We start from the raw sequence: 23610 nt of genomic DNA on the forward strand, positions 1-23610 counted from the left end.
ACTGGAGCACCATGGGGAAACTTCAATCATTGACCCCGGAGCCCGGTACCCCGATTCTGTGAGACACCGCCGGTGGACCGCCGCCGTCCGTACGGGTGCTCCGCCTCCTTCTCCCTGACCTGCCGTCACCGCTCCCCTGGATCGATGAAAGTGAGTTGGCATGCGCAAGACCATCGGGGTCCGTCTCACCGCCCCGCTGCTGGCCGCCGCCCTCGGCCCGGCCGCCCTCCTGTCGGCCCCCGCGACCTCCGCGGCGGCGGCCCCCGCCGCGGCCGCCGTGCCCGGGCTGGCCGCCGCGCCGTACGAGTACCTCGGCTGGGGCAGCCCGCAGAAGCCGACCGACGTGATGAAGGCGACCGGCATCAAGTGGATCACCCTGGCCTTCATCCTCTCCGACGGCGGGTGCAACCCGAAGTGGGACGGCAGCCGGGCGCTCACCGGCGGCTCCGACGAGGCCGCCATCACGTCGATCCGGGAGGCCGGCGGTGACGTCGTGGTCTCCGTCGGCGGGGGGAGCGGGAACAAGCTGGGCGAGAAGTGCTCCAGCGCGAGCGCGCTGGCCGGCGCCTACCAGAAGGTGATCGACGCCTACCAGCTGAAGGCGCTCGACATCGACATCGAGAACACCGAGTTCGGCAGCGCGACGGTCCGTCAGCGGGTGGTCGACGCGCTGAAGATCGTCAAGTCCAAGAACCCTGGCGTCGTCACCTACGTCACCATGGGCACCACGCCGAGCGGCCCGGACGCCGCCGGCAAGGACCTGATCAAGCGGGGCGCCGCGGCCGGCCTGGCGAACGACGGCTGGGTGGTGATGCCCTTCGACTTCGGCGGCTACAGCGACAGCATGGGCCAGGCGACGGTCAGCGCCCTCGACGGGCTGAAAGCGGCGGTCAAGAGCGCGTACGGCTACAGCGACGACGCGGCGTATCGGCACATCGGCGTCTCCTCGATGAACGGGAAGACCGACGAGGCGGGGGAGACCGTCACCACCGGCGACTTCCGCACCATCCTCGGGTACGCCCAGCAGCACCACATCGCGCGCTTCGCCTTCTGGTCGGTCAACCGGGACCGCGCCTGCGGTTCCGGCACGGACACCGAGGCGTGCAGCAGCATCGCGCAGTCCCCGTACGACTTCACCAAGATCGTCGTCCAGTACCAGGGCTGAGACGGCCCCGGCGGGGGCGGGCCGCCGGGAGGGTCGCCGAGTCGTTCCCCCGTGTCGCGCCACCCAGGTCCGCCCCCACATCCCGGAGCCATCACAGGCGGCCCGCCAACTGCGGCTCTCCGTCAGCGTGCTGACCCCGGACCAGGTGGAGGAAGGGGCGCGCCGGCTGTCCCGGCTGCTCACCGACCGCCTCGTCTGACCACCGCCCGCCGGCCCCGCCCCCGTCACGCGCCGGAGCCGGGGGCGGTCCCGGTGTGCGGCGATGTCAGGAACTCCGTACAGCGACACCGCCGTTCTGCGGACCGGACGGTGACGGGCACTACTCGGCAGGCGCGGTGAAGGCGGACGCGGGAACGTTCTGCGTCGGGGAGGAGCGTGGGTGCGGCGGCAGCGTCATCCGGAGCAGCGAGCCGCTCGGCGGCTCGGAGAGCACGGTGAGGCCACCGCCGTGGCCCTCGACGACGGCGCGCACGATCGCCAGGCCGAGCCCGGTGCCGGGGCGGCCCGACGACCGGGGCCGGCCGCTCCCGTCCTCGGCCTGCGACCCGGCGAAGCCGATGCCCGTGTCCTCCACCTCCACCACGGCGCCGTCACGGGTCGCGCGACAGCGCAGCGCGACGGTGTCCCCGTCCACGGTGAACTTCACGGCGTTCTCCACCAGCGCGTCGAGGGCGGTCTCAAGCCGGGACTCGTCGCCCTCGATCAGGACGGAGGGCGCGTCCAGGCGCCAGTCACGGTCCGAGGCCGGCCGCCACCGCTGGACCGTCCGCCGCAGGAGAGCGCCGAGGTCGACGGGGGCCCACTCGAACGTGGCGGGCTCGTAGGCGTCGGCCAGGACGAGCAGCCGCCCGGCGAGGCCGCCGAGCTTGTCCAGCTCGTCCACCACGACGTCGAGGTCGTCCCTGCTCTCCGGGGTCGACAGCTCGTTGCGGACCATCTCCGCGTAGCAGCGGGCCACCGTGATCGGCGTGCGCATCTCGTGCGAGCAGTTGCGCACGAACAGCTCCTTGACCTCCTGCGCGCGGCGCTCGCGCTCGACGAGGCTCTGGGTCTCCGCGAGGGCGGCGGCCCGCCGCCGGACGTGCCAGACCATGCTGAGGAAGACCATCGCCATCAGCGGCACCTCGGCGAGTTCGTCCCACTCGGCGTGGCCCTCCGCGATGAACCGGCTCAGTGCGGTACCCGTGACCAGGGTGACCACGGTCAGCACGGCGGACGTGCGACGGGCCGACCAGCTCTGGATGCCGTAGACGATGGACATGCTGATCCACACCAGGTGGAACACCACGGTTTCGAGGGCGGGTTCGACGAGCAGCAGCAGCTGGCTGCACCCGGCGAACAGCACCCAGCCGGCGAAGACCAGCCGCCTGCGCTCAGCCGGCACTGAAGGCGTACCCGACATTGCGCACCGTCTCGATGACCGGCCGGGGCACCTTGCCGCGGATCCGGCGGACCGTCGCGTCGACCACGTTGCTCCCGAGGTCGTCGGTGTGGCCCCAGACGCTCGCGAGGAGCTCACGCCGACTGCACACCTCCCCGGCCCGCCGCATCAGGTGTCCGAGCAGCATGAACTCGCGGTGCGACAGGGGCACTTCCCTCCCGCCCAGGCTGAGCGCCTGCCGTTCGAGATCGAGCGTGACCTCCCCGACGTGGAGCCACCGCTGGGACACGCCGGTGGAGGGGGCACGGAGCCTGGTCCGGACGCGCTCCACCAGCTCCGCGGTCGCGAAGGGCTTGCCGAGGAAGTCGACGGCCCCGAGCTGGAGGCAGCGGACCCGGGTGGCGACGTCCATCACGGCGGACAGGACGAGGACCCGCTGGTCGGGCTTCCGGTCGAAGGCGCGCCGCATCACCTCGAACCCGTCGAACCCCGGCAGCATGAGATCGAGCACGACCAGGTCGAACTCGCCGGCCCGCAGGCGGTCCACGGCGTCCGGACCGGACTCCGCGGCGTCGATGACGTGACCGTCCGCTTCCAGCGTGCGCTTGAGGTAGGCACGTAGCCGCGCCTCGTCCTCGACGACCAACAGCCGGGCCATGGTGGGCTCCCGTCTCCTCCCCTGCCGCTCTCGCCCCTGGGCTGTCATCTGCGGCTGCGTCGGATCTTACAAGTGCCCAACCCGTCATTCCACAAACGATCCGGCGAAGGCGTCGGGATCGACCCGGTTTGCCGCCCTCCGACCGCAGGTGTTGTGACGGTACGTCAGTGTCCGTGTGCGCCGGGCAAGGGTGTGCCGGCGCGCCGACGTCCCGGGCGGTCCGGCCTCGCGACGCCCGTCATGACGGCTGGATGAGAGACCTGTCATCTTCGCCCCCGCGTCCGGTGGCCGACTCCAGGCTTGTCGCGCGCGCGTCACCAGTCGGCGGCAAGGGCCCGTGCCCTCGGTCCCGCCGCCTCCCGGCGGGCCGGGCGATCCCGACCCGAGCGCGCAAGCGGCGGCAGGTCGCCAAGGAAAGAGGAAAGACGTGTTCACCAAACAAATAATGAGAACGGTGCTGAAACCGAGACGGGGCACCATCGCCCTGGTCGGCGTCGGGACGATGGTGGCAGCCTTGCTGGGGCTGCCGCCGTCGCCGCTCCAGCAGATACCGGAGGCTGCCGCGAGCGGGTCGAGCGGCGCGACGGACGAGACGAAGGTGCCGCACTACTTCGGCCCGTGGCCGAACTGGGCCAACAGCCCGCTGACCCTGTCGAAGGCCCAGGTGTCCATCGCGTCCACCACGATGTCGGCGGGAAACCCGCTGGTCGACCGGGCGTACGCGACGGACTTCGCGACACCGCCGGGCGCGCTGGGGCCCGTGCTCGTCGTCCTGGGCGGCTCTCCGCTGCCCGCCGGCACCCTCAAGAGCTTCCAGACCTGGAACCAGACCAAGCCGGGGGGCAGCCCCTCGGCCTCCGAGGGGGGCCTCTTCCACGCCTACGTCCTGCGGCCGACGGGCACACCGGACACGTACACCGTCGTGGCCGACAGCGGGCTGAAGACGGTGCCCAAGCCGACCGCGGCAGCCGGAGAGGTCGCGACGTACGAGGTCCCCGACGTCGCCGTGCAGGCCGGCGACGTCATCGGTTTCTACGGTCAGGGCGTCCCGGTCGACACCGGTCTCGGCTCCGCCACCGACGCCTTCGTGTACCCGGCCGGCGTCGACAGCACCACGACCCCGCCGACCAACGTGCCTCCGGCCGCGGGCGCCACGGTGACGCTGGGTTCGGCCGTCTACCCGCGCTACCCGGCGCAGGACCGGCAGTACTCCTTCGGGGCGCAGGTGATCCCGGCGAGCACCGGGCTCGGCGCCACGGCGACGGCCACGGTGGACCCGCAGACCGGCGGCATCTCCGGCATCGAGGTGACCTCCCCCGGGCGGCACTACGTCGCGGGCGCGACCTCGGTCACCATCGAGGGGAGCACCACGGCGGCGACCGCGAAGGCCACCGTCAAGGCGACCGGGGCCGTGGTCGGCCTCACGGTCGACGCGGGAGGCAGCGGCTACGGCGGCTTCGCGGTCGGCATCACCGGCGGCGGTGGCAGCGGTGCCACCGCGACGGCCTCCGGCGGGGTGGACGCCGTGACGGTCACGGACGGCGGGGCCGGCTACACCATGCCGACGGTCGACTTCGACCTTCCCGACGACCCGAACGGCACGGTGGCCAAGGGGCACGTCGACCCGGCCGACCTCAGCGCGGACGGCAACGTCACCAAGGTGACCGTCGACGAACCCGGCAGCGGCTACAGCAGCGCACCCGGCGTCGTGATCCGCAACGGGACGCTGGCCGACCCGATCAACGGCGCGACGAAGGCGACGGCCGCCGCCGGCCTGAAACTGGTCGCGGTCAAGCTGGACAAGGTCGGCTCCGACTACACCGCAGCGCCCGCCGTCACCATCACCGACCCGACGGGCAGGGGCGGCACCGGGGCGACGGCGACGGCCGTGACGGACACCGGGGCGATCAGCGGGATCGAGGTCACCAGCCCGGGGGCCGGCTACCTCACGGTCGGGATGAAGAAGTTCCAGGACACCCTGCCGCTGACCTGCAACCCCGGGGCGGACGGCACGGGTTGTCCCGACGTCGCACAGCTGCAGGCACCGTCGACGAAGCCGTCGGAGAAGTTCATCCCGGTGGCCGTTCCGGAGTCCGTCACCACCGGCGGCAAGCCGGCCGACGAGTACGTCATCGGTCTCGTGCAGTACCTCACCCGGTTCTCCTCCGACCTGCCGCCGACCCTGGTGCGGGGCTACGTCCAGTTGTCGACGGACGCGGTGCCCGGCCGGAAGGTCCCGCTCTACAACGAGCTGATGGACGGCACCAGGCAGCCGCTGCCGTACACGGGTGTGACCTCACCGCAGTGGATGGGCCCCCTCATCGCCGCGACCAAGGACCGGCCGGTGCGGATCGTGTTCCGCAACCTGCTCCCGAAGGGCGCCGACGGCGACCTGTTCCTGCCGGTGGACAGCAGCGGCATGGGCGCCGGCATGGTCCCGATGACGATGCCCCCGCCGAAGAACGACGGCACCGTCACGGACGAGGTGCGCAATCCCCCGTGCACCGACGACAAGGCCGGCTGCTTCACGGACAACCGGGCCACGCTGCACCTGCACGGCGGCGTCACGCCGTGGATCAGCGACGGCACCCCGCACCAGTGGATCACCCCGGCCGGCGAGACCACGGCGTGGCCGCAGGGCGTCAGCGTGCAGAACGTGCCGGACATGGTGGACAGCACCGGGGCGACGCTCTGCGCCGCGAAGGACGACGGCTGCTCGACGTTCTACTACACCAACCAGCAGAGCGCCCGGCTGATGTTCTACCACGACCACACCTACGGCATCACCCGGCTGAACGTGTACGCCGGCGAGGCCGCGGGCTACACCATCACCGACGACACGGAGAAGGCGCTGGTCAACAGCGGCACGATCCCCGACGCGGCCGACACCCTCCCGCTGCTCGTCCAGGACCGCACCTTCGTGCCGGACGACTCGCAGCTCAAGGACCGGAAGGACGGCACCGGCAAGACCGTCTCCTACGGTCAGGACCCCACCTGGGACACGAAGCGCTGGGGCGGCAAGGGCAGCTTCTGGTACCACCACGTCTACATGCCCGCGCAGAACCCGGGCGACCCGTCGGGCATGAGCTCGTACGGGCGCTGGATGTACGGGCCGTGGTTCTGGCCGCCGGCCGGCGACACCAGGTTCGGGCCGATCGCCAACCCGTACTACGACCCGAAGTGCAAGCTGGACGACTCGTCGACCTGGCAGTACCAGAGCGCCCCGTTCTGCGAGCCGGAGCAGATCCCCGGCACGCCGAACATCTCGATGGGCATGGAGCAGTTCAACGACACGCCCATCGTCAACGGGGTCGCCTACCCGAAGGTGACGCTGCAGCCGAAGACCTACCGGATGCGGCTGGTCAATGCCGCGAACGACCGGTTCTTCAACTTCCAGTGGTACAAGGCCGATCCGAAGCAGGGCGACGGCACGACCGAGGTGGCGCTGAACGCGGACGAGCTGGCGGCCGCGCAGACCGACCCGAACGTGTCGCCCACCCCGGCGGACGCGAACAACGACGCCGCCGGGCCGGACTGGATCCAGATCGCCAGCGAGGGCGGCTTCCTGCCGGCACCGGCCGTCATCGACGGTCAGCAGCCGACGACCTGGATCACCGACCCGACGCGCTTCGACTTCGGCAACGTGGACAAGCACTCGCTGACCGTCGCGCCGGCCGAACGCGCCGACGTGCTGGTGGACTTCTCGAAGTTCGCGGGCAAGACGCTGATCCTCTACAACGACGCACCCGCGGCCTACCCGGGACGCATCTCGTCGTACGACTACTACACGGGTGCCCCCGACCTCACCCAGGCCGGCGGCGCGCCGAAGATCCTGCCGGGGTACGGGCCCAACACCCGCACCGTGATGCAGGTGACCATCGCGAACACGGCACCGGCCCCGACGTTCAACCTGGCGAAGCTCCAGGCCGCCTTCAAGCACCACGCGGACGGCTCGGGTGTCTTCGAGTCCGGGCAGAACCCGGTGATCGTCGGTCAGGCGGCCTACAACTCGGCGTACGGCACGAGCTTCGCCGCCAGCAGCAACTGCAACGTCAAGAACAGCTCCGTCAAGACCTGCGACGGCCTGGTCCGCGTGAACGACACGTCGACGTTCGGCTTCAACACGCTCAAGGCACCGACCGCCAGGATGACGATGCCGTTGCAGCCGAAGGCCATCCACGACGAGATGAACGCGACGACGTTCGACAGCTACGGCCGGATGTCGACCAACCTCGGCGTCGAGGCGTCGCCACCGACGCCGGGGGCGCAGAACGCGACGCTGTACCCGTACATCAACCCGCCGACCGAGCTGATCGACGGCACCGGCCTGCCCAGAGCGGACGTGAAGGTGACGCCGATCAGCACCAGCGCGGACGGGACGCAGATCTGGCGGTTCACCCACAACGGGGTGGACACCCACCCGATGCACTTCCACCTGTACGACGTCCAAGTCCTCAACCGGGTGACCTGGGACAACATCGTCATCAAGCCGGACGCCAACGAGCTGGGCTGGAAGGACACGGTGCGGATGAGCCCACTGGAGGACACGATCGTCGCGCTGCGGCCGATCGTGCCGACGGTGCCGTTCGAAGTGCCGAACTCCGTCCGGCTGCTCGACCCGACGATGCCGTCCGGTGACACGTCGATGTTCAACAACACCGATCCGCAGGGCAACCCGACGGCGGCCGTCACCAACAGACCGGTGAACTTCGGCTGGGAGTACGTCATCCACTGCCACATCCTCAGCCACGAGGAGATGGACATGATGCGGCCCCAGGTGCTGGCGCTGCCGCCGGCGAAGGCGAGCGGGCTCGCGTCAACCGTCGTGGGCACGGGTGAGAGCGCCCGGATCCGGCTCGAGTGGCAGGACAACTCGATCAACGAGACCGCCTTCCTCGTCCAGCGGACGAGTGACGGCGGCACCACGTGGGTCGACGCCGGCACGGTCGAGTCGCCACTGGACCAGCCGAACACCCACGGGGCCCGCACCTTCGTCGACCCGACGGCGTCGGTGACCACGCCGTACCTCTACCGGGTCGTCGCGCTCAACACGGTCGGGTACGGCGGCGAGTTCCCGAGCATGACGGTGAAGTCGGTGTCGGACCCGCTCCAGGTGACCCCGGCACCGTGACGCCGGGAGGGCGGGACCCCGATCACGGCTGAGTGATCGCGTACGGCAGGAGGGCGGGCCGCCGGCCGCCCTCCTGCCTCGGCCTTTCGGCCGGCGCCCGGCTCGGTGGCGGTGCGCAACTGCCTTCTTCCGGCCGGTGCCGGGGGAATCAGCCGATGGTCAGCCGGAACGGGCCGGCCAGCACCGCGTAGCCGTCGTTGGCCAGGTAGTAGGCGTCGTAGCTGCCGGCGCCGTTCAGCTTGCCGGTGGAGAAGGTGACGGCGCCGCTCTGGTTGGGCGTGTAGGACCAGGTCAGCGCGGAGCGGGAGCCGGGGGTGACGCCCGCCGGGTAGATGCCGACCCAGTTCCTGGCGCCGGCCTGGGAGGCGTTCGGCAGGGTGTAGCGGAGGGTGACGTTGCCGCCGTTGGCCACTGCGCCGAGGTCGCCGGTCAGCGTCGGGCCGGTCGCCGCGGAGGGGGCGAAGGCGGCGTTGAGCGGTGTGGCGTAGGTGTCGTTGCCGGTCAGCCCGGGCAGGCCGAGGGCGGACTCGATGGTGCGGCCGACGCTGTAGTGGTCGTAGTGCAGCGGGCTGCTGGTGCCGGCCGGGACGGTGCCCTGGGAGCCCACGACGACGGTGGCGAGGTGGTTGTAGCCCTCGTTCTGGCTCTCGTCCCAGGTCAGGATGAGGAGCGAGCGCTGCTGGGTCCAGGCCGGCGAGGACAGCACGGGGGCGAGGGTCTGCTGAAGCCAGCCGTCCTGGGTCTTCAGGCTGGTGGCGCTGCCGTTGCCGGAGGCCTCGCCGTCGTAGTAGTCGTCGGCGGCGATCCAGGAGAAGTTCGGTGTGGTGGCCGCGGACCGCAGGTCGGTGGTCAGCTGCGAGGTGTCGAAGAGGTGCGCCGCGCAGCGGGCCGGGTTGCCGCTGATGTCGGTGTAGTTGATGAACGGTGCGTCGTCGGGCATGTAGTAGCTGTCGTAGTTCTTGTTGGTGTTGCAGGGTGTGCCCATGCCCTGCTCGTAGGCCTTCCAGGTCTTGCCGGCGTCCTCGATGGTGTCGCCGAGGTTGCGCTGGGGGGAGTTGATGTTGGGCCAGTAGGTGGCGCCCTTGGTGTAGGTGTCACCGCCGGCGATGGCGAGGTAGTTCTCGTCGCTCGGGTGGTAGACGCCGTGGGAGTCGGTGAGGGTGGCACCCTGGGGCATCAGGCTGTGGATGTACGGCGTGTCCGTCGGGTCGTTCATGATCTGGGAGTAGTCCGTGTTCTCCATCATGACCATGAACACGTGGTCGTAGCCCGGCACGGCGGACGGGGGCGGGGTCAGCGGCGCGGGCTCGACGACCGGGGTGTCGAGGGTGAGGGAGAGGTTGTCCAGGTAGCCGGTCTCGTTCGTGGTGGAGAGGAACTGCACCTCGACCTGGATCGACCGGGTGCCGGACGGGACGGCTCCGGTGGCGTTGCGGGAGAGGAACTTGGTGCCCAGGCCCCGGTCGGTGGCGGAGACGGTCGGCAGCTTGGCGGTCGCGCCGAGCGGGCGGCCGCCGGCGTCCTGGAAGTGCAGGCTGACCGCGGCGTACCCGCCGTAGGTGGTCCAACCGCCCAGCCAGCCGGAGAGGTTGAAGTGCACTCCGCCGCCGTCGATGGCGGTCGCCGCCGAGGAGACGTCGATGGTCTGGGACATCGAGCCGTCCCCGAAGTTGCCGGGGCCGAAGAAGGCCTTGCCGGGGGTCCGGCCGTCGCCCGGCAGGCCGAAGGAGCCCGCCGAGTGGCACATGACGTCGACGCCGCCGGCCTGGACCGTCCAGCCGGGGACGGTGCTGGCGGCGCTCCAGTCGTTGGTGCAGTAACCACCGGCCTCCGCATCGCCGTTGACGATCAGGTTGCCGCTGCTGCCCGCCGCACCGGCGGAGGTGGGAGCGGCGACGACCAGCGCGCCGAGGAGGGGAAGGGCGGCGAGCAGCCCGCCGAGGGGGGTCCAGCGCAGTCGCATGGGGGATACCTCGTCCGTTGGTGAGGGTGGGTGCCATGGCCGTTCACCATGAGCGGGGACATAGGTACCGGCCGCCGCTGTCCGGCGGAAGAACACCGGTCGAACTTGTCTGGATGACTTCGGGCCGGCCTCGTACGCCGGCGGGGCGGAGCGGGCGCCCCCGGTACCACTCCCGGGGCGGTGCGGTGCACGGCGGGTGGGCTCCTCGGGTCGGTCAGCGGTACGGGGCGGTGTCAGGGGTGGTGGCGGCGCAGGTGGATGAGCCGGCTCGCGCAGTCGCCGGCGGGCAGGTCGAGCTCGATGCCGCGGTGGCGCAGGACGGCGCCGCTGTACCGCCGGCCGGTGTCGGCGTCGAGGTAGTGGGCGTGCGCGTCGAGCGCGGGCAGGCGGAGCGCGGGCGGCTGGTGGCCGAACCGGGTGGCGGGGCGCCAGACGAGGACGGCGTGCTCGGCTCCGTCCGCGGCGGCGTAGTGGACGGCGGTGACGCCGTCCGGGGCGGACAACCGGTACTGCCGGCCGCGCTGCACCAGGGGCCGGATCCGCTTGTAGCGGGCGACCAGGTCGGCGGCCTCGGCGAGTTCGTCCTCGGTCCAGGCGGTCAGGTCGCCGCCGAGGCCGAGGACGCCGGCCATCGCCACGTGGGCGCGGAAGCGCAGCGGGGTGGCGCGGCCGGTGGCGCCGTTCGGGCTGTCGGTGATCCACGCGGCCATGGTTGCGGCGGGGAAGAGCTGGCTGTAACCGTGCTGGATGGCGATCCGGTCGACGGGGTCGGTGTTGTCGGAGGTCCAGGCCTGGTCGGTGCGGGCCAGGATGCCGAGGTCGACGCGGCCACCGCCGCCGGCGCAGGCCTCGATTCGCAGGTGCGGGTGGTCGGCGCGCAGCCGGTCCATGATCCGGTAGACGGCGCGGGTGTGGTCGATCCAGAGCCGGTCGGGGTCGGGCCGGCCGGGCCAGGCGGCCTCGGTGAAGGCCCGGTTGGCATCCCATTTGAGCCAGTCGACGCCGTTGTCCCGGACCAGCCGGTCCAGTGTGCGCAGTGCCCAGGCCTCGACCTCGGGGCGGGCGAAGTTGAGCACCAGCTGGTGGCGCAGCTCGGTGGCGGTGCGGGTGGGGGAGTGGACCACCCAGTCGGGGTGGGCGCGGTACAGGTCGCTGTCGCGGTTGACCATCTCCGGTTCGACCCAGAGTCCGAAGGCCATGCCCAGGCGGTGCACCTCGTCGGCGAGCGGGCGCAGGCCGTCGGGGAAGGCGCCCGGATGGGGTGTCCAGTCGCCGAGGCCGGCGCGGTCGTGGCGGCGGGCGCCGAACCAGCCGTCGTCGAGGACGAAGAGTTCGGCGCCGAGAGCGGCGGCGCGTCGGGCCAGGAGGAGCTGCCCGTGGTGGTCGACGTCGAAGTGGGTGGCTTCCCAGGAGTTGTAGACGACGGGCCGGTCGTGCGCGGCGTCGGGCAGCACGTGGGAGCGCACGTGGTCGTGCCAGGCGCGGCTGGCGGCGCCGAATCCGTGGGAGGTGTGGAGGCCGGCGAAGACGGGGGTGGTCAGCCGTTCGCCGGGGTGCAGTGTCCAGCTGAGGCCCTCGTGGCCGAAGCCGCCGGTCCAGGTGGTCCGGCCGACCGGGTCGCGGTGCACGGTGATGCGCCAGCTCCCGCTCCAGGCCAGGGTGGTGCTCCAGACCTCGCCGTGCTCCTCGGTCGCGCTGCCGTCGTCGAGGGCGAGCCAGGGGCCGGCGTGGTGGCCGGTGAGGCCGCGGCGGCTGGTGAGGACGGTCTCGGCGACCGGCAGGCGGTCACGCAGGAGCTGGGACTCGCTGTTCCAGCCGCCGACCAGGTGGCTGATCCGGTAGTCGGACAGTGGGGGGAGGGTCCAGGACGCGGAGTCCAGCCGGTCCACGGTGATCGGCCCGTCGCCGGGGCCGCCGGTGTGCCGGAGTTCGGTCCAGCGCTCGATGACGTCGCTGTCCGGGCGGACGCGGTAGCAGAGCTCGGCGGCGAGCGGGAAGTGGCGGTCCGTCAGGAGGATCCGTAGCTCGCCGTCCGTGATCCGGTGGTCGGCCGGGCGCCACTGGGCGCCGCGGGTGCCGTCGGCGAACCGGACCTGGAGGCCGGCGGGGCCGAAGCGGGCGCCGCTCTGCGGGGCGAGTTCGTCGGCGGCGGCCTCGGCCTCGAAGCTGCTGCGGGCCGGGGAGTGCGGGGCGGGCAGGGTGTCGAGGGCTGCGCGGTCGAGCGGCGGGCCCCAGTACAGGTGCCGGGGACTGCCGTCGGCGTCGACGCGCAGGGCGTAGAGGCTGTTCGGCGTGCGGAGTTCGGCGACACCGCGGGCCGGGTCGAAGGAGACGGGCGGGAGCACGGCAGGCACGGAAGGTCCCCAGGGGTGCGTAGTCGGGACGCGGAGCGGGTGCGCGCCGCCGACCCCGGCGGGCGTGCCGGGGCGGGAGCCGTCCCCGGACGTGCAGGGCGGTGCCCGGTACCCGGCGGTGCGTCGGGGACGGAAGCGGGGCCGAGCGTAGGGCCGCCCGGTGACCGAAATCAATACTGGACGAAGTTATTTATTCGGCGCTAGGTTGCCGCCGTGTTCCCGAATCCATCACGTCCGCTGGTTTCCGCGCCGGCCGAAACGGCCGTCCTCGCCCTGCTGTTGGCCGAAGGGCCGCTCAGCCGGGTCGAGCTGGCCCGGCGTACCGGCCTGTCCTCGACCGCGGTCACCAAGGCCGCCAAGCCGCTGGTCGAGGACGGCTACCTGTACGAACTGCCCCCGGAGCGCACCGCACCGGGCGCCGGCCGGCCGGTCAACCCGCTCGCGGTCAGCCCCGACCGGGAGTTCTTCGTCGGCGTCAAGATCAGCGCGGACACCCTGTACGGCGCCGTCTGCGACCTGCGCGCCCAGGTCCGGACCACCCTGAGCCGCCCGCTCGGCGACCGCGGCCCCGAGGCCGTGTGCGAGCTCCTCACCGGGCTGGTCGCCGACCTGCTCGACGCGGACCCGGCCTACCGCCCGCGCACCCGGCACCTCGGGATCGCGGTCTCCGGGGACGTGGACCGCGCCGCGGGCCGAGTCCGGTACTCCGTACTCCCCGGCTGGCGCGACGTGCCGCTGGCCGAACTGACGGCCGCATCGACCGGCCTGACGGTCACGGTGGAGAACGACGTCAAAGCCCTCACCGCTGCCGAACACTGGTTCGGCGAGGGCATCGGCACCGAGTACTTCGCGCTGGTCACCATCGGCGCGGGCATCGGCTCCGGACTCGTCGTCAACGGCCAGCTGATCGCCGGCGCACACGGGGTGGCCGGCGAGCTGGGGCACATCAGCGTCGACCCGACCGGACCGCGCTGCCACTGCGGATCCGTCGGCTGCGTCGAGGCGATCGCCTCCACCGACGCGGTCCTGGGCGCCGTCCGCCGCGCCAGCACCCGGCCCGACCTGGACTTCGACGCCGCCGTGGAGGCGGCCCGCACCGGCGATCCCGTCGCGCGGGACGCCTTCGCCCGGGCCGGGCGGGCGATCGGCGTCGGCATCGCCACACTGGTCAACCTGATCGGCCCCGAACGGGTCGTGGTCACCGGCGAAGGCCTCGACACCTACGACCTCTTCGACACACACATCAGGGACTCCTACGCCGCGCGCTGCTTCGGCGCGGCCGCCCAGTGCCCACTGATCCTCCGCCCGCTCCCCTGGGAGGAATGGGCCCGCGGCGCCGCCGTCGTGGGCATCCAGGCCCTCCTGCCCTGACGCTCCGCCGGCCGCCGTCCGCACCGAGCCCCACCGCCGGGACCGGGCTGGCCGCCCGCCGGACGACCCGTCGCACAGCCGCACCACGATGACGGACCACCAGCCCCGCTCCGCTCCCACCAGCCGGCACCGGACGCGCGCACCGGCCGGGCCGGAACCATCCACCCTCCCCCCACCCAGGAGGATGCGCCATGAGTGCAGCCACACCGCAGCTCAGCCGACGGGGATTCCTCGGCGGCTCCCTGCTCTTCGTCGCCGGCGCCGCCGTCGCCTGCAGCACCGACCCGACAGGTGGCAGCGCCTCCGGCGCGGCCACCACCCTGAACGTCTGGTACCACGCCTACGGCGAGAGCGGCACCCAGCAGGCCGCCACCCGCTACGCCGCCGCGTTCACCAAGGCCAACCCCGGCATCGCGGTGAAGATCACCTGGGTCCCCGGCGACTACAGCGGCAAGCTGAACGCGACCCTGCTGACCGACGCCGCCCCCGACGCCTTCGAAATCGGCGACTTCGCCGCCGGCTACGCCGTCCGCGGCCAGGTCGCCGCCCTCGACGACCTCTACGGGGACACCCGGTCGGACTTCAACCAGGGCAACCTGGACCAGGAGACGGTCGGCGGCAAGGTCTACGGCGTCAAGATGCTCGACGACGTGATGATGCTCTACTACCGCAAGAGCGCGCTGGCCAAGGCCGGCCTCACCCCGCCCGACAGCTTCGACGCCCTGGCCGGCGCCGCCAAGGCGCTGAGCACCGGCGGCAACAAGGGCCTGTTCCTCGGCAACGACGGGGTCGGCGAGAGCCCGATCCTCGCCATCCTCTCCAACGGCGGCGAACTGGTGACCGGCGACGGCAAGGCGGCGTTCGACTCCCCGCAGGCCGTCGAGGCGGTGACCGGACTCAAGCGCCTGCACGACGACAAGTCCCTGCTGCTCGGCTTCACCACCGACTGGTGGGACCCCTCCGCCCTGGTCCAGGGCGTGGTCCCGATGCAGTGGTGCGGCCTGTGGGCGATGCCGGCCGTCCAGGCCGCACTCGGGGACGACTTCGGGGTGCTGCCCTGGCCCGCGTTCAAGCCCGGCGGCAGCCCGGTGCTGCGCGTCGGCGGCTGGACCGCCTGCGTCAACGCCAAGGGCAAGCACGTGGACGCCGCCAAGAAGTACGTCCAGTGGCTGTGGATCCAGCAGACCGACCTGCAGAAGGACTTCGCGGAGGCGTACGGCTTCCACATCCCGCCGCGCAAGTCGGTCGCCGCGAGCGCCGACAAGCTCTCCCAGGGCGCCGCCAAGCAGACCGTCGAGCTGGCCGCCGACTACGGCCGCCGCTTCCCCGCCACCTGGAACACCGCGGTCTCCACCGCGTTCACCTCCGCCGCCACCAAGGCCCTCAACGGGCAGGGCGAGGTGGCCGCCCTGCTCAGGGACGCGGCCGGGCAGGCCCAGAGCGAGATCGACAAGCAGCGCGGCTGACCATGACCTCCGCACCGGACACCACGCTGCGCCCCGGTCGCGCCCGACGCCGCGCGGCGGCCCGCCGGAGCCGCCCGACCGCGGCCACCTGGGGCGCGTTCGCGCTGCTCACCGCACCCGTGCTGATCGGGCTGGGCGTGTTCAAGTACGTCGCGATCGGCTGGAGCTTCCTGCTCAGCCTCAGCGACGCCCGCGGCACCATCGGACTCGGCCACTGGGTCGGGCCGGCCAACTACCGCACCCTGCTGGGCGATCAGGCGTTCCGCGACTCGCTCACCCAGATCCTGCTGTTCACCCTGTTCATCGTCCCCGCCACCTTCGCCGCCTCCCTCGGGCTCGCGCTGCTGGTGCACCGGATCCGCCGCGGCCGTGCCCTGCTGCGCACCGCCTTCCTCATCCCCGCCGCCGTCTCCTACGTCGCCGGTGCGCTGCTGTGGAAGATGTGCCTGTTCAACTCCCTGCCCGCGGGCATCGCCAACACCGTCGGCGGCTGGTTCGGCATGGAGCCCGTGCCCTGGCTGCAGACCACCTCGCCGCCGCTGTACTGGGTGGTCCTGGTCACGCTGCGGCTCTGGCTCCAGGTCGGCTTCTACATGGTGCTCTTCCTGGCCGGCCTACAGGCCATCCCGCGGGACGTCCACGAGGCCGCCGCGCTGGACGGCGCGACCGGGCTGCGGCTGCTGCGCAGGATCACCCTGCCGATGCTGCGCAACACCTCGGTGGCCGTGCTGATGCTGCAGTTCATCGCCGCGTTCCAGGCCTTCGACGAGTTCTACAACCTGTTCAGCAGCGGACTGTCCGGCATGGGCTCGGCGCCCGTCCGCACCCCGCTGATCCACCTCTACGCCACGGCGATGGGCGACCAGAACTACGGGATCGGCTCGGCCGGGGCGTTCCTGCTGACCGCGCTGATCGTCGGCGTGACACTCGTGCAGGGCCGGGTCACCGGCTTCGGCAAGGCCGAGGGGTGAGTGCCATGGACACCGTCCTGCGACGCGTGCGGCCGGTCCTGCGGGCCGTGCTCGTGGGCCTGCTCACCGTGCTGTTCCTGCTCCCGTTCTACCTGATGCTGCGCAACTCGCTGATGGACAGCCGGAGCCTGACCTCCCCACACTGGACCTGGTGGCCGGCGCAGGCGCACTGGGAGAACTTCGGCGCGCTGTTCAGCGACCCGACCGTCCACATGGCCCGGGCGCTGGGCAACTCGCTGCTGATCGCGGGAATCACCGCGCCGGTGTCGACGCTGCTGGCCTCCGCCGCCGGCTACGCGCTCGCGCGGATCCCGGTGCCCGGACGCCGGGTCCTGCTCGGCCTGGTGGTCGCCACCCTGATGATCCCCGGCTCGGCGACCTTCGTGCCGACCTTCGTGGTGGTCGGCTCGATGGGCGGGGTGAACACCCTGTGGGGGCTGATCGCGCCGGGGCTGTTCAACCCGTTCGCGGTGCTGCTGTTCCGCAACTTCTACCTGCAGTTCCCCAGCGAGATCGAGGAGGCCGGCCGGCTGGACGGCCTCGGCTGGCTCGGCCTCTACCGCCGGATCGCGCTGCCGAGCTCCGGGGCGATGCTCGCCTCGCTCGGCGCGCTCGCCTTCATCGACAGCTGGAACGCCTTCCTGTGGCCGCTGGTCATCGGACAGGACCCGTCCTCCTGGACCGCCCAGATCGCGCTGTCGACGTTCCTCACCTCGCAGACCATCAACCTGCCCGGGCTCTTCGCCGGCGCCGTGGTGACCATCGCTCCTCTGGTCGCGATGTTCCTGGTGGCCCAGCGCCACATCGTCGAAGGCATCGCCACCACCGGTCTCAAGGGCTGACCGGTGACCCGCCCGCTCCTGCCCACCCGAAGGAGAACACGCGTGAGAGCCGACCGAACCGGCCCCGGCCGGGCAACCGCCCGCCGCGCCCTGCCCCTGCTGCTGCCCCTGGTGATGGCCGCGGCGGGCCTGCTGGCCGGCAGCGGCCCCGCCGCCGCCTCGCCCGCCGCCGCCTCGCCCGCCGCCGCCTCGCCCGCCGCCACCGCGGCGCCCACCCCGCTGACGGGTCCCCAGCTCGCGGCGTCCTGGACCGGACCGCTCAGCACCCGCGGCCGCTACATCGTCGACGCCGGCGGCAACCGGTTCAAGCTGAAGGCCGGCAACTGGGCCGGCGCGCAGGGCACCTGGCAGGGCAGCGGTTCCACCACCGACCCGGCCAACAACCAGGCCGGCCAGGTGTCGTACAACATCCCGCTCGGCCTGGACCGGGTCCCGCTCGGCGAGATCCTCACCGGCTTCCACAGTCTGGGCCTCAACGCCGTCCGGCTGCCGTTCGCCAACGCGATGATCCACGACACCACCCCCGTACCGGACGCGGCCGTCGCGGCCAACCCCCAGCTCAAGGGCCTGACCCCGCTCCAGGTGTACGACGCCGCCGTTGCCGCGCTGACCGCCGACGGCTTCGCGGTGATCCTCAACAACCACACCACCAGCTACCGGTTCTGCTGCGGCCTGGACGGCAACGAGCGCTGGAACAGCGGCCAGAGCACCCAGCAGTGGGAAGCCGACTGGGTGTTCCTGGTCAACCGCTACAAGGACGACAAGCGCGTGGTCGGCGCCGACCTGCGCAACGAGGTCCGCCGGGACGTCTGGGACGACGCCAACTGGGGCTGGGGCGACAGCCACGACGAGTACGCCGCCTTCGAGGAGGCCGGCAACCGCATCCTCCAGGCCGACCCGGACATGCTGGTCGTCATGGAGGGCATCAACTGGCAGGGCATCCCGACCGACATCACCCCCCACGGCCGCCCGATGCTCACTCCCGTTGCCAACATCTCCAACACCCTGATCAGGTCCGACAAACTGGTCTACGCCGCGCACTTCTACGCCTACACCGGCCCCGCCAACACCGGCGCCACCAGCGGCCCCGGCGTCACCCACGACCCGCGCTACCAGGACCTCACCCCCGACCAGCTCGCCCAGGTCGTCGACCGGGAAGCCCTGTTCGTCACCAAGTCAGGCCAGCACTTCACCGCACCCGTGTGGATCAGCGAGTTCGGCGCCGCCGGCCGCGACGAGACCGACACCAAGGAAAAGGCCTGGTGGAGCGCCTTCACCGACATCCTGGTGAAGAACGACACCGACTTCGCCGTCTGGCCCCTGGTCGGCTGGGCCGACGCCGCCGGCAAGCCAAAGGACAGCTGGGCCCTGCTCTCCTACACCGCGACCGGCACCCGGATCGGCCTCCAGGACCCCGGCGACTGGCGCGCCGCCGACTGGAACAAGCTCGTCAACGCGCCCGGCCTCACCGGCCCCGTCGCACCCGCCCCGCGCTGGAACATGCTCGACCTCGACTTCGGCGACCAGATCACCTCCGCCCGGATGCTCACCCAGCCCGACTGGAGCGTCGGCAGCCGCAAGGGCGTCTGCCCCGACACCCAGCGACTGATCGCCCTCGGCCGCAGCGACGGCCGCGGCCTGTGCACCGACTCCGCCCAGCCCCCCGCCAAAGCCGGCGCCTACGTCACCGTCACCGGCTGGACCAACACCGCACAGGGCGACTGGGCACCGGGCTACGACAAGCTCCAGTGCCCCGACCAGTACTACGCGATCGGCTACAGCGAGCGGACGAACTCGATGACCGCCCTGCTGTGCGCCCCCTCCGCCGCCACCCTGCCCACCACCGGCCGCGTCGCATGGTTCGACCACGGCGACAACCGCCCCGCCGGCGCCGGCTCCACCGCGAGCGACTGGGCGCCCGGCTACTACAAGGGCCAGTGCGCCGACAACGAGTACATCGCCGGCGTCGCCGACACCTGGCGCTACAACGAGTACGGCGTGCCCGACGCCCTGCTCTGCCGGCCGCTCGCCTGACGCACCGCCCCCCGCCGTCACCTGAGGAGAACCAGGCCATGCCCCTGGAGATCGCCGCAGACGGATTCCGTCTCGACAACCGACCGTTCCGCATCATCTCGGGCGGACTGCACTACTTCCGCGTCCACCCCGAGCAGTGGGCCGACCGGCTCCGCAAGGCACGCCTGATGGGACTGAACACGGTCGAGACCTACGTCCCCTGGAACCTGCACGCGCCCCGGCGCGGCGAGTTCCGCCTGGACGCGGGTCTCGACCTGCCCCGCTTCCTCGACCTCTGCGCCGCCGAGAACCTCCACGTCCTGCTCCGCCCGGGCCCCTACATCTGCGCCGAATGGGACGGCGGCGGCCTGCCCGCCTGGCTGCTCGCCGAGGACGGCATCGCCCTGCGCAGCCGCGACCCGCGCTTCCTCGCCGCCGTCGACGAATACCTCGGCGCGCTGCTCACCACCGTCGAACCACACCTGGCCGGCAGGGGCGGACCGGTCATCGCCATGCAGTTGGAGAACGAATACGGGGCCTACGGCGACGACACCGCCTACCTCGCCGAACTCGCCGCGCTGCTGCGCCGACACGGCGCCGACACCCCGCTGTTCACCAGCGACCAACCCGCCGACCTGGCCCGCGGCGGCCTGGACGGCGTCCTGCGCACCGCGAACTTCGGCAGCCGCGCCGAGGCCGGCCTCGCCGAACTGCGCACCCACCAGCCCGAAGGCCCCCTGATGTGCGCCGAGTTCTGGATCGGCTGGTTCGACCGCTGGGGCTCCGCCCACGTGACCCGCAGCGCACACGAGGCCGCCGACGAGCTGGACCGGCTGCTGGCCACCGGAGCCTCGGTGAACCTGTACATGTTCCACGGCGGCACCAACTTCGGCTTCACCAACGGCGCCAACGACAAGGGCGCGTACCGGCCCACCGCCACCTCCTACGACTACGACGCCCCCCTCGACGAGGCCGGCGACCCAGGCCCCAAGTACGCCGCCTTCCGCGAGGTGATCGCCAGGTACGCACCGGTCCCCGACGGCCCGCCGCCCCGTCCGCAGCCCAAACTCGCCGCCGGCAGCGTCCACCTCACCCACACCGCGAGCCTGCTGGAACAGGCCGACGCCCTCGCCCCGGCCGTCGCCGCCGACCGGCCGCTGACCATGGAACAGCTCGGCCAGTCCTTCGGCTTCGTCCTCTACCGGACCGAACTCCCCTCCCCGGGGCCGTGCGTGCTGCACGTGGAGCAGGTCCGCGACCGGGCCCAGTTCTTCGTCGACGGGCAGCCGGTCGGCGTCCTGGAACGGGAGAACCGGGAACACGCCCTCGCGTTCACCGTCCCCCGGGCCGGAGCGCGGCTGGAGGTCCTGGTGGAGAACCAGGGCCGGGTCAACTACGGGCCGGGCATCCACGACCGCAAGGGCCTGCTCGGCGGGATCAGCGCCAACGGGAAGGCCCTGCACGACTGGTCCAGCCGACCCCTGCCCCTGGAGGGGCCGGACGCCCTGGACGCCCTGGAGTTCACCCCCGCAGCGCCGCCCCCCGTCGGGCCGGCCCTCCATCGCGGATGGGTGGAGATCGACCGTCCCGCCGACACCTTCCTCGCACTCGGCGGCTTCACCAAGGGACACGCCTGGATCAACGGCTTCGCGCTCGGCCGCTACTGGTCCCGGGGCCCGCAACGCACCCTCTACGTGCCGGCGCCGGTCCTGCGCCCCGGCCGCAACGAGGTCACCGTACTGGAACTGCATGCCGCGGCAGGCCGGACCGTGGAACTGACGGGCCGCGCCGACCTCGGACCCACCGAACAGTAGATCCCGTCCGGCGCCCCCGCCCCGCGCCGGACGACCCCCCACCGAACCGGCAAGGAGCGAACGGTGCACGGCAACCGCCGCGTGATCGAGCAGCGCCTCACCCGGGTCCTGGACCAGCGGCGACGAGCGGTCATCGGCCTTGAACGGACCGAGGCGCCGTCCCTCCGGTTGGAGTGAACGACGCCTCGCTGTGAACCGTCCCGCACAGGAAGGAAGTGACGGCCGAGTCCTCGGCCGACGAGACCCGCGGTCAGAGCGGCAGGCTCTGCCAGTCGTCGAAGGTGGTGGCCGTCGTGCCCGTGCGGTAGGAGACGCGGCCGTCCGTGCCGATGGCGAACACGTGGAGGACACCGCCGCCGTCGACGATCGCGGCCGGGTAGTCGAGGACGGTGCCGCCGAGGTCCTGCCAGGCGCCGTAGCCGGAGTTCGGGGCGCTCTGGGCGGTGGTGCTCACGCCGCCGCCGCGGTTGCGCTCGAACAGGACGACCCGTCCGCCGAGGGTGGCCGCCGCCGGCTCGCCGACTCCCCCGTGTCCGCCGAGGGGGGCGGGGGACTGGCTCCACGGTCCGCCGGGCTGAGTCTGGTAGCTGACCATCATCGCGCCGGTGTCGACCTCGCGGTAGGCGAGTTCGATGCGGCCGTCCTGGTCGAGCGCGGCCTTGGGCGGGCTCGCCGGCCGGGCGTTCGGGATCGGGCCCGGGCCGCTGAAGGCGCCGTTCGGAGCGGTCTGCCACCAGTTGACGACCCCGGTGCGGGTGGCGGCGAACACCTCGATCCTCCCGACGCCGTTGCGGACCGCGGTGACCGGGTCCTGGAGATCGGTGCCGCCCAGGTCCGTCCAGGTGCCCGCCCACACGCCGCCCGGGGTGGTCTGCCGGATGTTGCTGAGGCCGCCGCCGCCGTTCTTGACGAAGAGCTCCAGCCGCCCGTCCTGGTCGGCGGCCACCACGGGCACGCCGACCTGCTCCTCGTTGCCGAGCCCGGCGTTGGGGTTGCCGTGGTCGGCCCAGCCGTTCCACCACCAGCCGTTGGGCGTGCCCTGCGGCAGGGAGATGATGTGGTGGTCGGTCAGGCGGCGGGCGAAGACCTCCAGCCGACCGTCGGCGTTGGTGCCGACGGCTATGCCCGGCGCCAGCCGCCCGCCCGGGTCGGCCATCCGCACCGGACCGCCCCAGCTGCCGTCGGCCTGACGCCAGTACGTGTAGAGGGCGCCGGCCCGCACGACGAAGACCTGCGGCCGGCCGTCCTGGTTCAGCCCGGCCCAGGAGGTGCCCCGCGACCAGCGGTAGTACATCCGGGAGAACCAGGCGTCGGAGTAGTTCCCCCCATGGTCATGGCTGGCGTACTCGGAGACGAACACGCCCTTGGCGCCGACCGTCGCCGGGTCGAGGTTCACCGGGGAGTCGCTGATGTTGTAGTCCCGGTAGTTCACCTGGATCAGCGTGCCGCCGTACTGACTCGCCGCCTGGCCTGCGAACTTCGCGGCGGCGACGTGGTCCGAGTGGTCGCCCGAGTAGCGGCTGTCCGGCAGTTCGTCCTGGGCCCTCAGCACGGTCGGCTGGTACGTCACCATCAGCTGCCGCAGCACCTCGACGACGTCCGCGGCCGTGTAGGTCGACGGCCCGGACAGCAGGCTGCCCTTCGGGACGACCGTGGTGTCGGTGCCGCCGGCCAGGACGCCTCCGAGCTTGGCGTCGTGCAGGTTGAGGAAGATCAGGTGCACCGGCCGGTCCTTGAGGACGTACCGCTCGACCTGCTTGCCCGCGACCGTCCACGCCTCGGCCGTCCAGTGCCCGACCTCGTCGGTCGTCGGGTCGGTGTCGCCGACCCCCGCCATCCGCGAGTAGGCGTTGATGGCGCCCATCTGCCGGTTCCAGGTGCGCAGCGAGTCGCCGGCGGGGCCGTCGCAGGACCCGGCGCAGTCGCCGGTGATGTTCCCCGCGGTGACGAACACCGTGACGGACGGCGTGCCGTTGGCGAGCGCGTTGGACAGGTCCGGGTTCATGAACAGGATGTCGTCGTCCTCGTGCGCGACGACCTGCATGACCAGCGGCCCGGAGCCGGCGGCCGCGGCCGTACCCACGGCCGCAGCCGCGCGGGTCGCGGTCCCCTTGGCCAGGACGGGTGCGGCGAGGGCGGTGAGTGCGACGGAGGTGAGGAGTTGCCGTCGTCCGATTGCCATGTGATTCCCCCCCAATTCGAAATCGGCATGTGATCACGCCAGGAGGAGGCTAGCGCATTGTCGATCAGGCAAGGCCATGGGCCTTGTCTCGCAATTTTGCCGAGGAGGAAGGCCAATTGACGCAGAATCACATCGGTTCGTCCGCTTCCTGCGCATGGAGCTCATTTCCGGACGGGACCGTTCCTTCGCCGAACCGGACGCCACCGGCTGACCGCTGCCCCTTTCGTCTTTCCGTGGAATCCTGAGGGCGCTGCTGTGCGCTCCGCCCCGGCCGGATACCTCGACGGGGTCCGTGGCGC

At 71.8% G+C, this 23610-nt stretch carries 13 protein-coding genes; 8 read left to right on the forward strand and 5 right to left on the reverse strand.

The annotated features are described in order from the left end of the window. Positions 1-160: 160 nt before the first annotated feature. On the forward strand, positions 161-1165 hold the full coding sequence (locus tag AB0O11_RS26010) for a chitinase (protein WP_363391605.1): 1005 nt from the start codon (positions 161-163) through the stop codon (positions 1163-1165). Between the two features lie 319 nt (positions 1166-1484). Here AB0O11_RS26010 and AB0O11_RS26015 read toward each other — a convergent pair whose 3' ends face one another. Beyond that, entirely contained in the window at positions 1485-2549 is a 1065-nt protein-coding gene (locus tag AB0O11_RS26015; RefSeq protein ID WP_363391608.1) for a HAMP domain-containing sensor histidine kinase, read from the reverse strand. Next, positions 2539-3204, reverse strand: coding sequence for a response regulator transcription factor (locus AB0O11_RS26020; RefSeq protein WP_363391611.1), 666 nt, complete (start codon positions 3202-3204; stop codon positions 2539-2541). The genes AB0O11_RS26015 and AB0O11_RS26020 overlap by 11 nt, the downstream gene beginning before the upstream one ends. Positions 3205-3658: 454 nt before the next feature. Here AB0O11_RS26020 and AB0O11_RS26025 point away from each other — a divergent pair, with 454 nt between their 5' ends. Next, positions 3659-8335 carry a multicopper oxidase domain-containing protein gene (locus tag AB0O11_RS26025; protein ID WP_363391614.1) on the forward strand — a complete coding sequence of 1559 codons (4677 nt, stop codon included), beginning with the start codon at positions 3659-3661 and terminating at the stop codon, positions 8333-8335. A gap of 148 nt (positions 8336-8483) precedes the next feature. Here AB0O11_RS26025 and AB0O11_RS26030 read toward each other — a convergent pair whose 3' ends face one another. Further along, entirely contained in the window at positions 8484-10298 is a 1815-nt protein-coding gene (locus AB0O11_RS26030) for an alkaline phosphatase family protein (protein WP_363391617.1), read from the reverse strand. A gap of 233 nt (positions 10299-10531) precedes the next feature. Continuing rightward, positions 10532-12652, reverse strand: coding sequence for an alpha-galactosidase (locus AB0O11_RS26035; RefSeq protein WP_363391620.1), 2121 nt, complete (start codon positions 12650-12652; stop codon positions 10532-10534). A 213-nt stretch (positions 12653-12865) separates the two neighbouring features. Here AB0O11_RS26035 and AB0O11_RS26040 point away from each other — a divergent pair, with 213 nt between their 5' ends. The 6 genes from AB0O11_RS26040 (at position 12866) to AB0O11_RS26065 (ending at position 21129) form a co-directional block, all read left to right on the forward strand. After that, on the forward strand, positions 12866-14023 hold the full coding sequence (locus AB0O11_RS26040; RefSeq protein ID WP_363391622.1) for an ROK family transcriptional regulator: 1158 nt from the start codon (positions 12866-12868) through the stop codon (positions 14021-14023). Between the two features lie 191 nt (positions 14024-14214). Then, a complete protein-coding gene (locus AB0O11_RS26045) occupies positions 14215-15489 on the forward strand; it encodes an extracellular solute-binding protein (RefSeq protein ID WP_363391625.1) in 1275 nt (424 codons plus the stop codon). A gap of 2 nt (positions 15490-15491) precedes the next feature. Beyond that, entirely contained in the window at positions 15492-16460 is a 969-nt protein-coding gene (locus AB0O11_RS26050) for a sugar ABC transporter permease (protein WP_363391628.1), read from the forward strand. 5 nt (positions 16461-16465) lie between these two features. After that, complete coding sequence (locus AB0O11_RS26055) at positions 16466-17302, forward strand: carbohydrate ABC transporter permease (protein ID WP_363391630.1); 837 nt, start codon at positions 16466-16468, stop codon at positions 17300-17302. A gap of 42 nt (positions 17303-17344) precedes the next feature. Beyond that, positions 17345-19336 (forward strand): cellulase family glycosylhydrolase, encoded by a 1992-nt coding sequence (locus AB0O11_RS26060; protein ID WP_363391633.1) that lies wholly within the window; start codon positions 17345-17347, stop codon positions 19334-19336. A 38-nt stretch (positions 19337-19374) separates the two neighbouring features. After that, a complete protein-coding gene (locus tag AB0O11_RS26065; protein ID WP_363391636.1) occupies positions 19375-21129 on the forward strand; it encodes a beta-galactosidase family protein in 1755 nt (584 codons plus the stop codon). Between the two features lie 250 nt (positions 21130-21379). On the opposite strand, the gene AB0O11_RS26070 is transcribed toward AB0O11_RS26065, so the two are convergent. After that, a complete protein-coding gene (locus tag AB0O11_RS26070; protein WP_363391639.1) occupies positions 21380-23311 on the reverse strand; it encodes a PIG-L family deacetylase in 1932 nt (643 codons plus the stop codon). Between the last annotated feature and the right edge of the window lie 299 nt (positions 23312-23610).

It is taken from the genome of Kitasatospora sp. NPDC093102, from assembly GCF_040683915.1.
Classification (GTDB): Bacteria; Actinomycetota; Actinomycetes; order Streptomycetales; family Streptomycetaceae; genus Kitasatospora.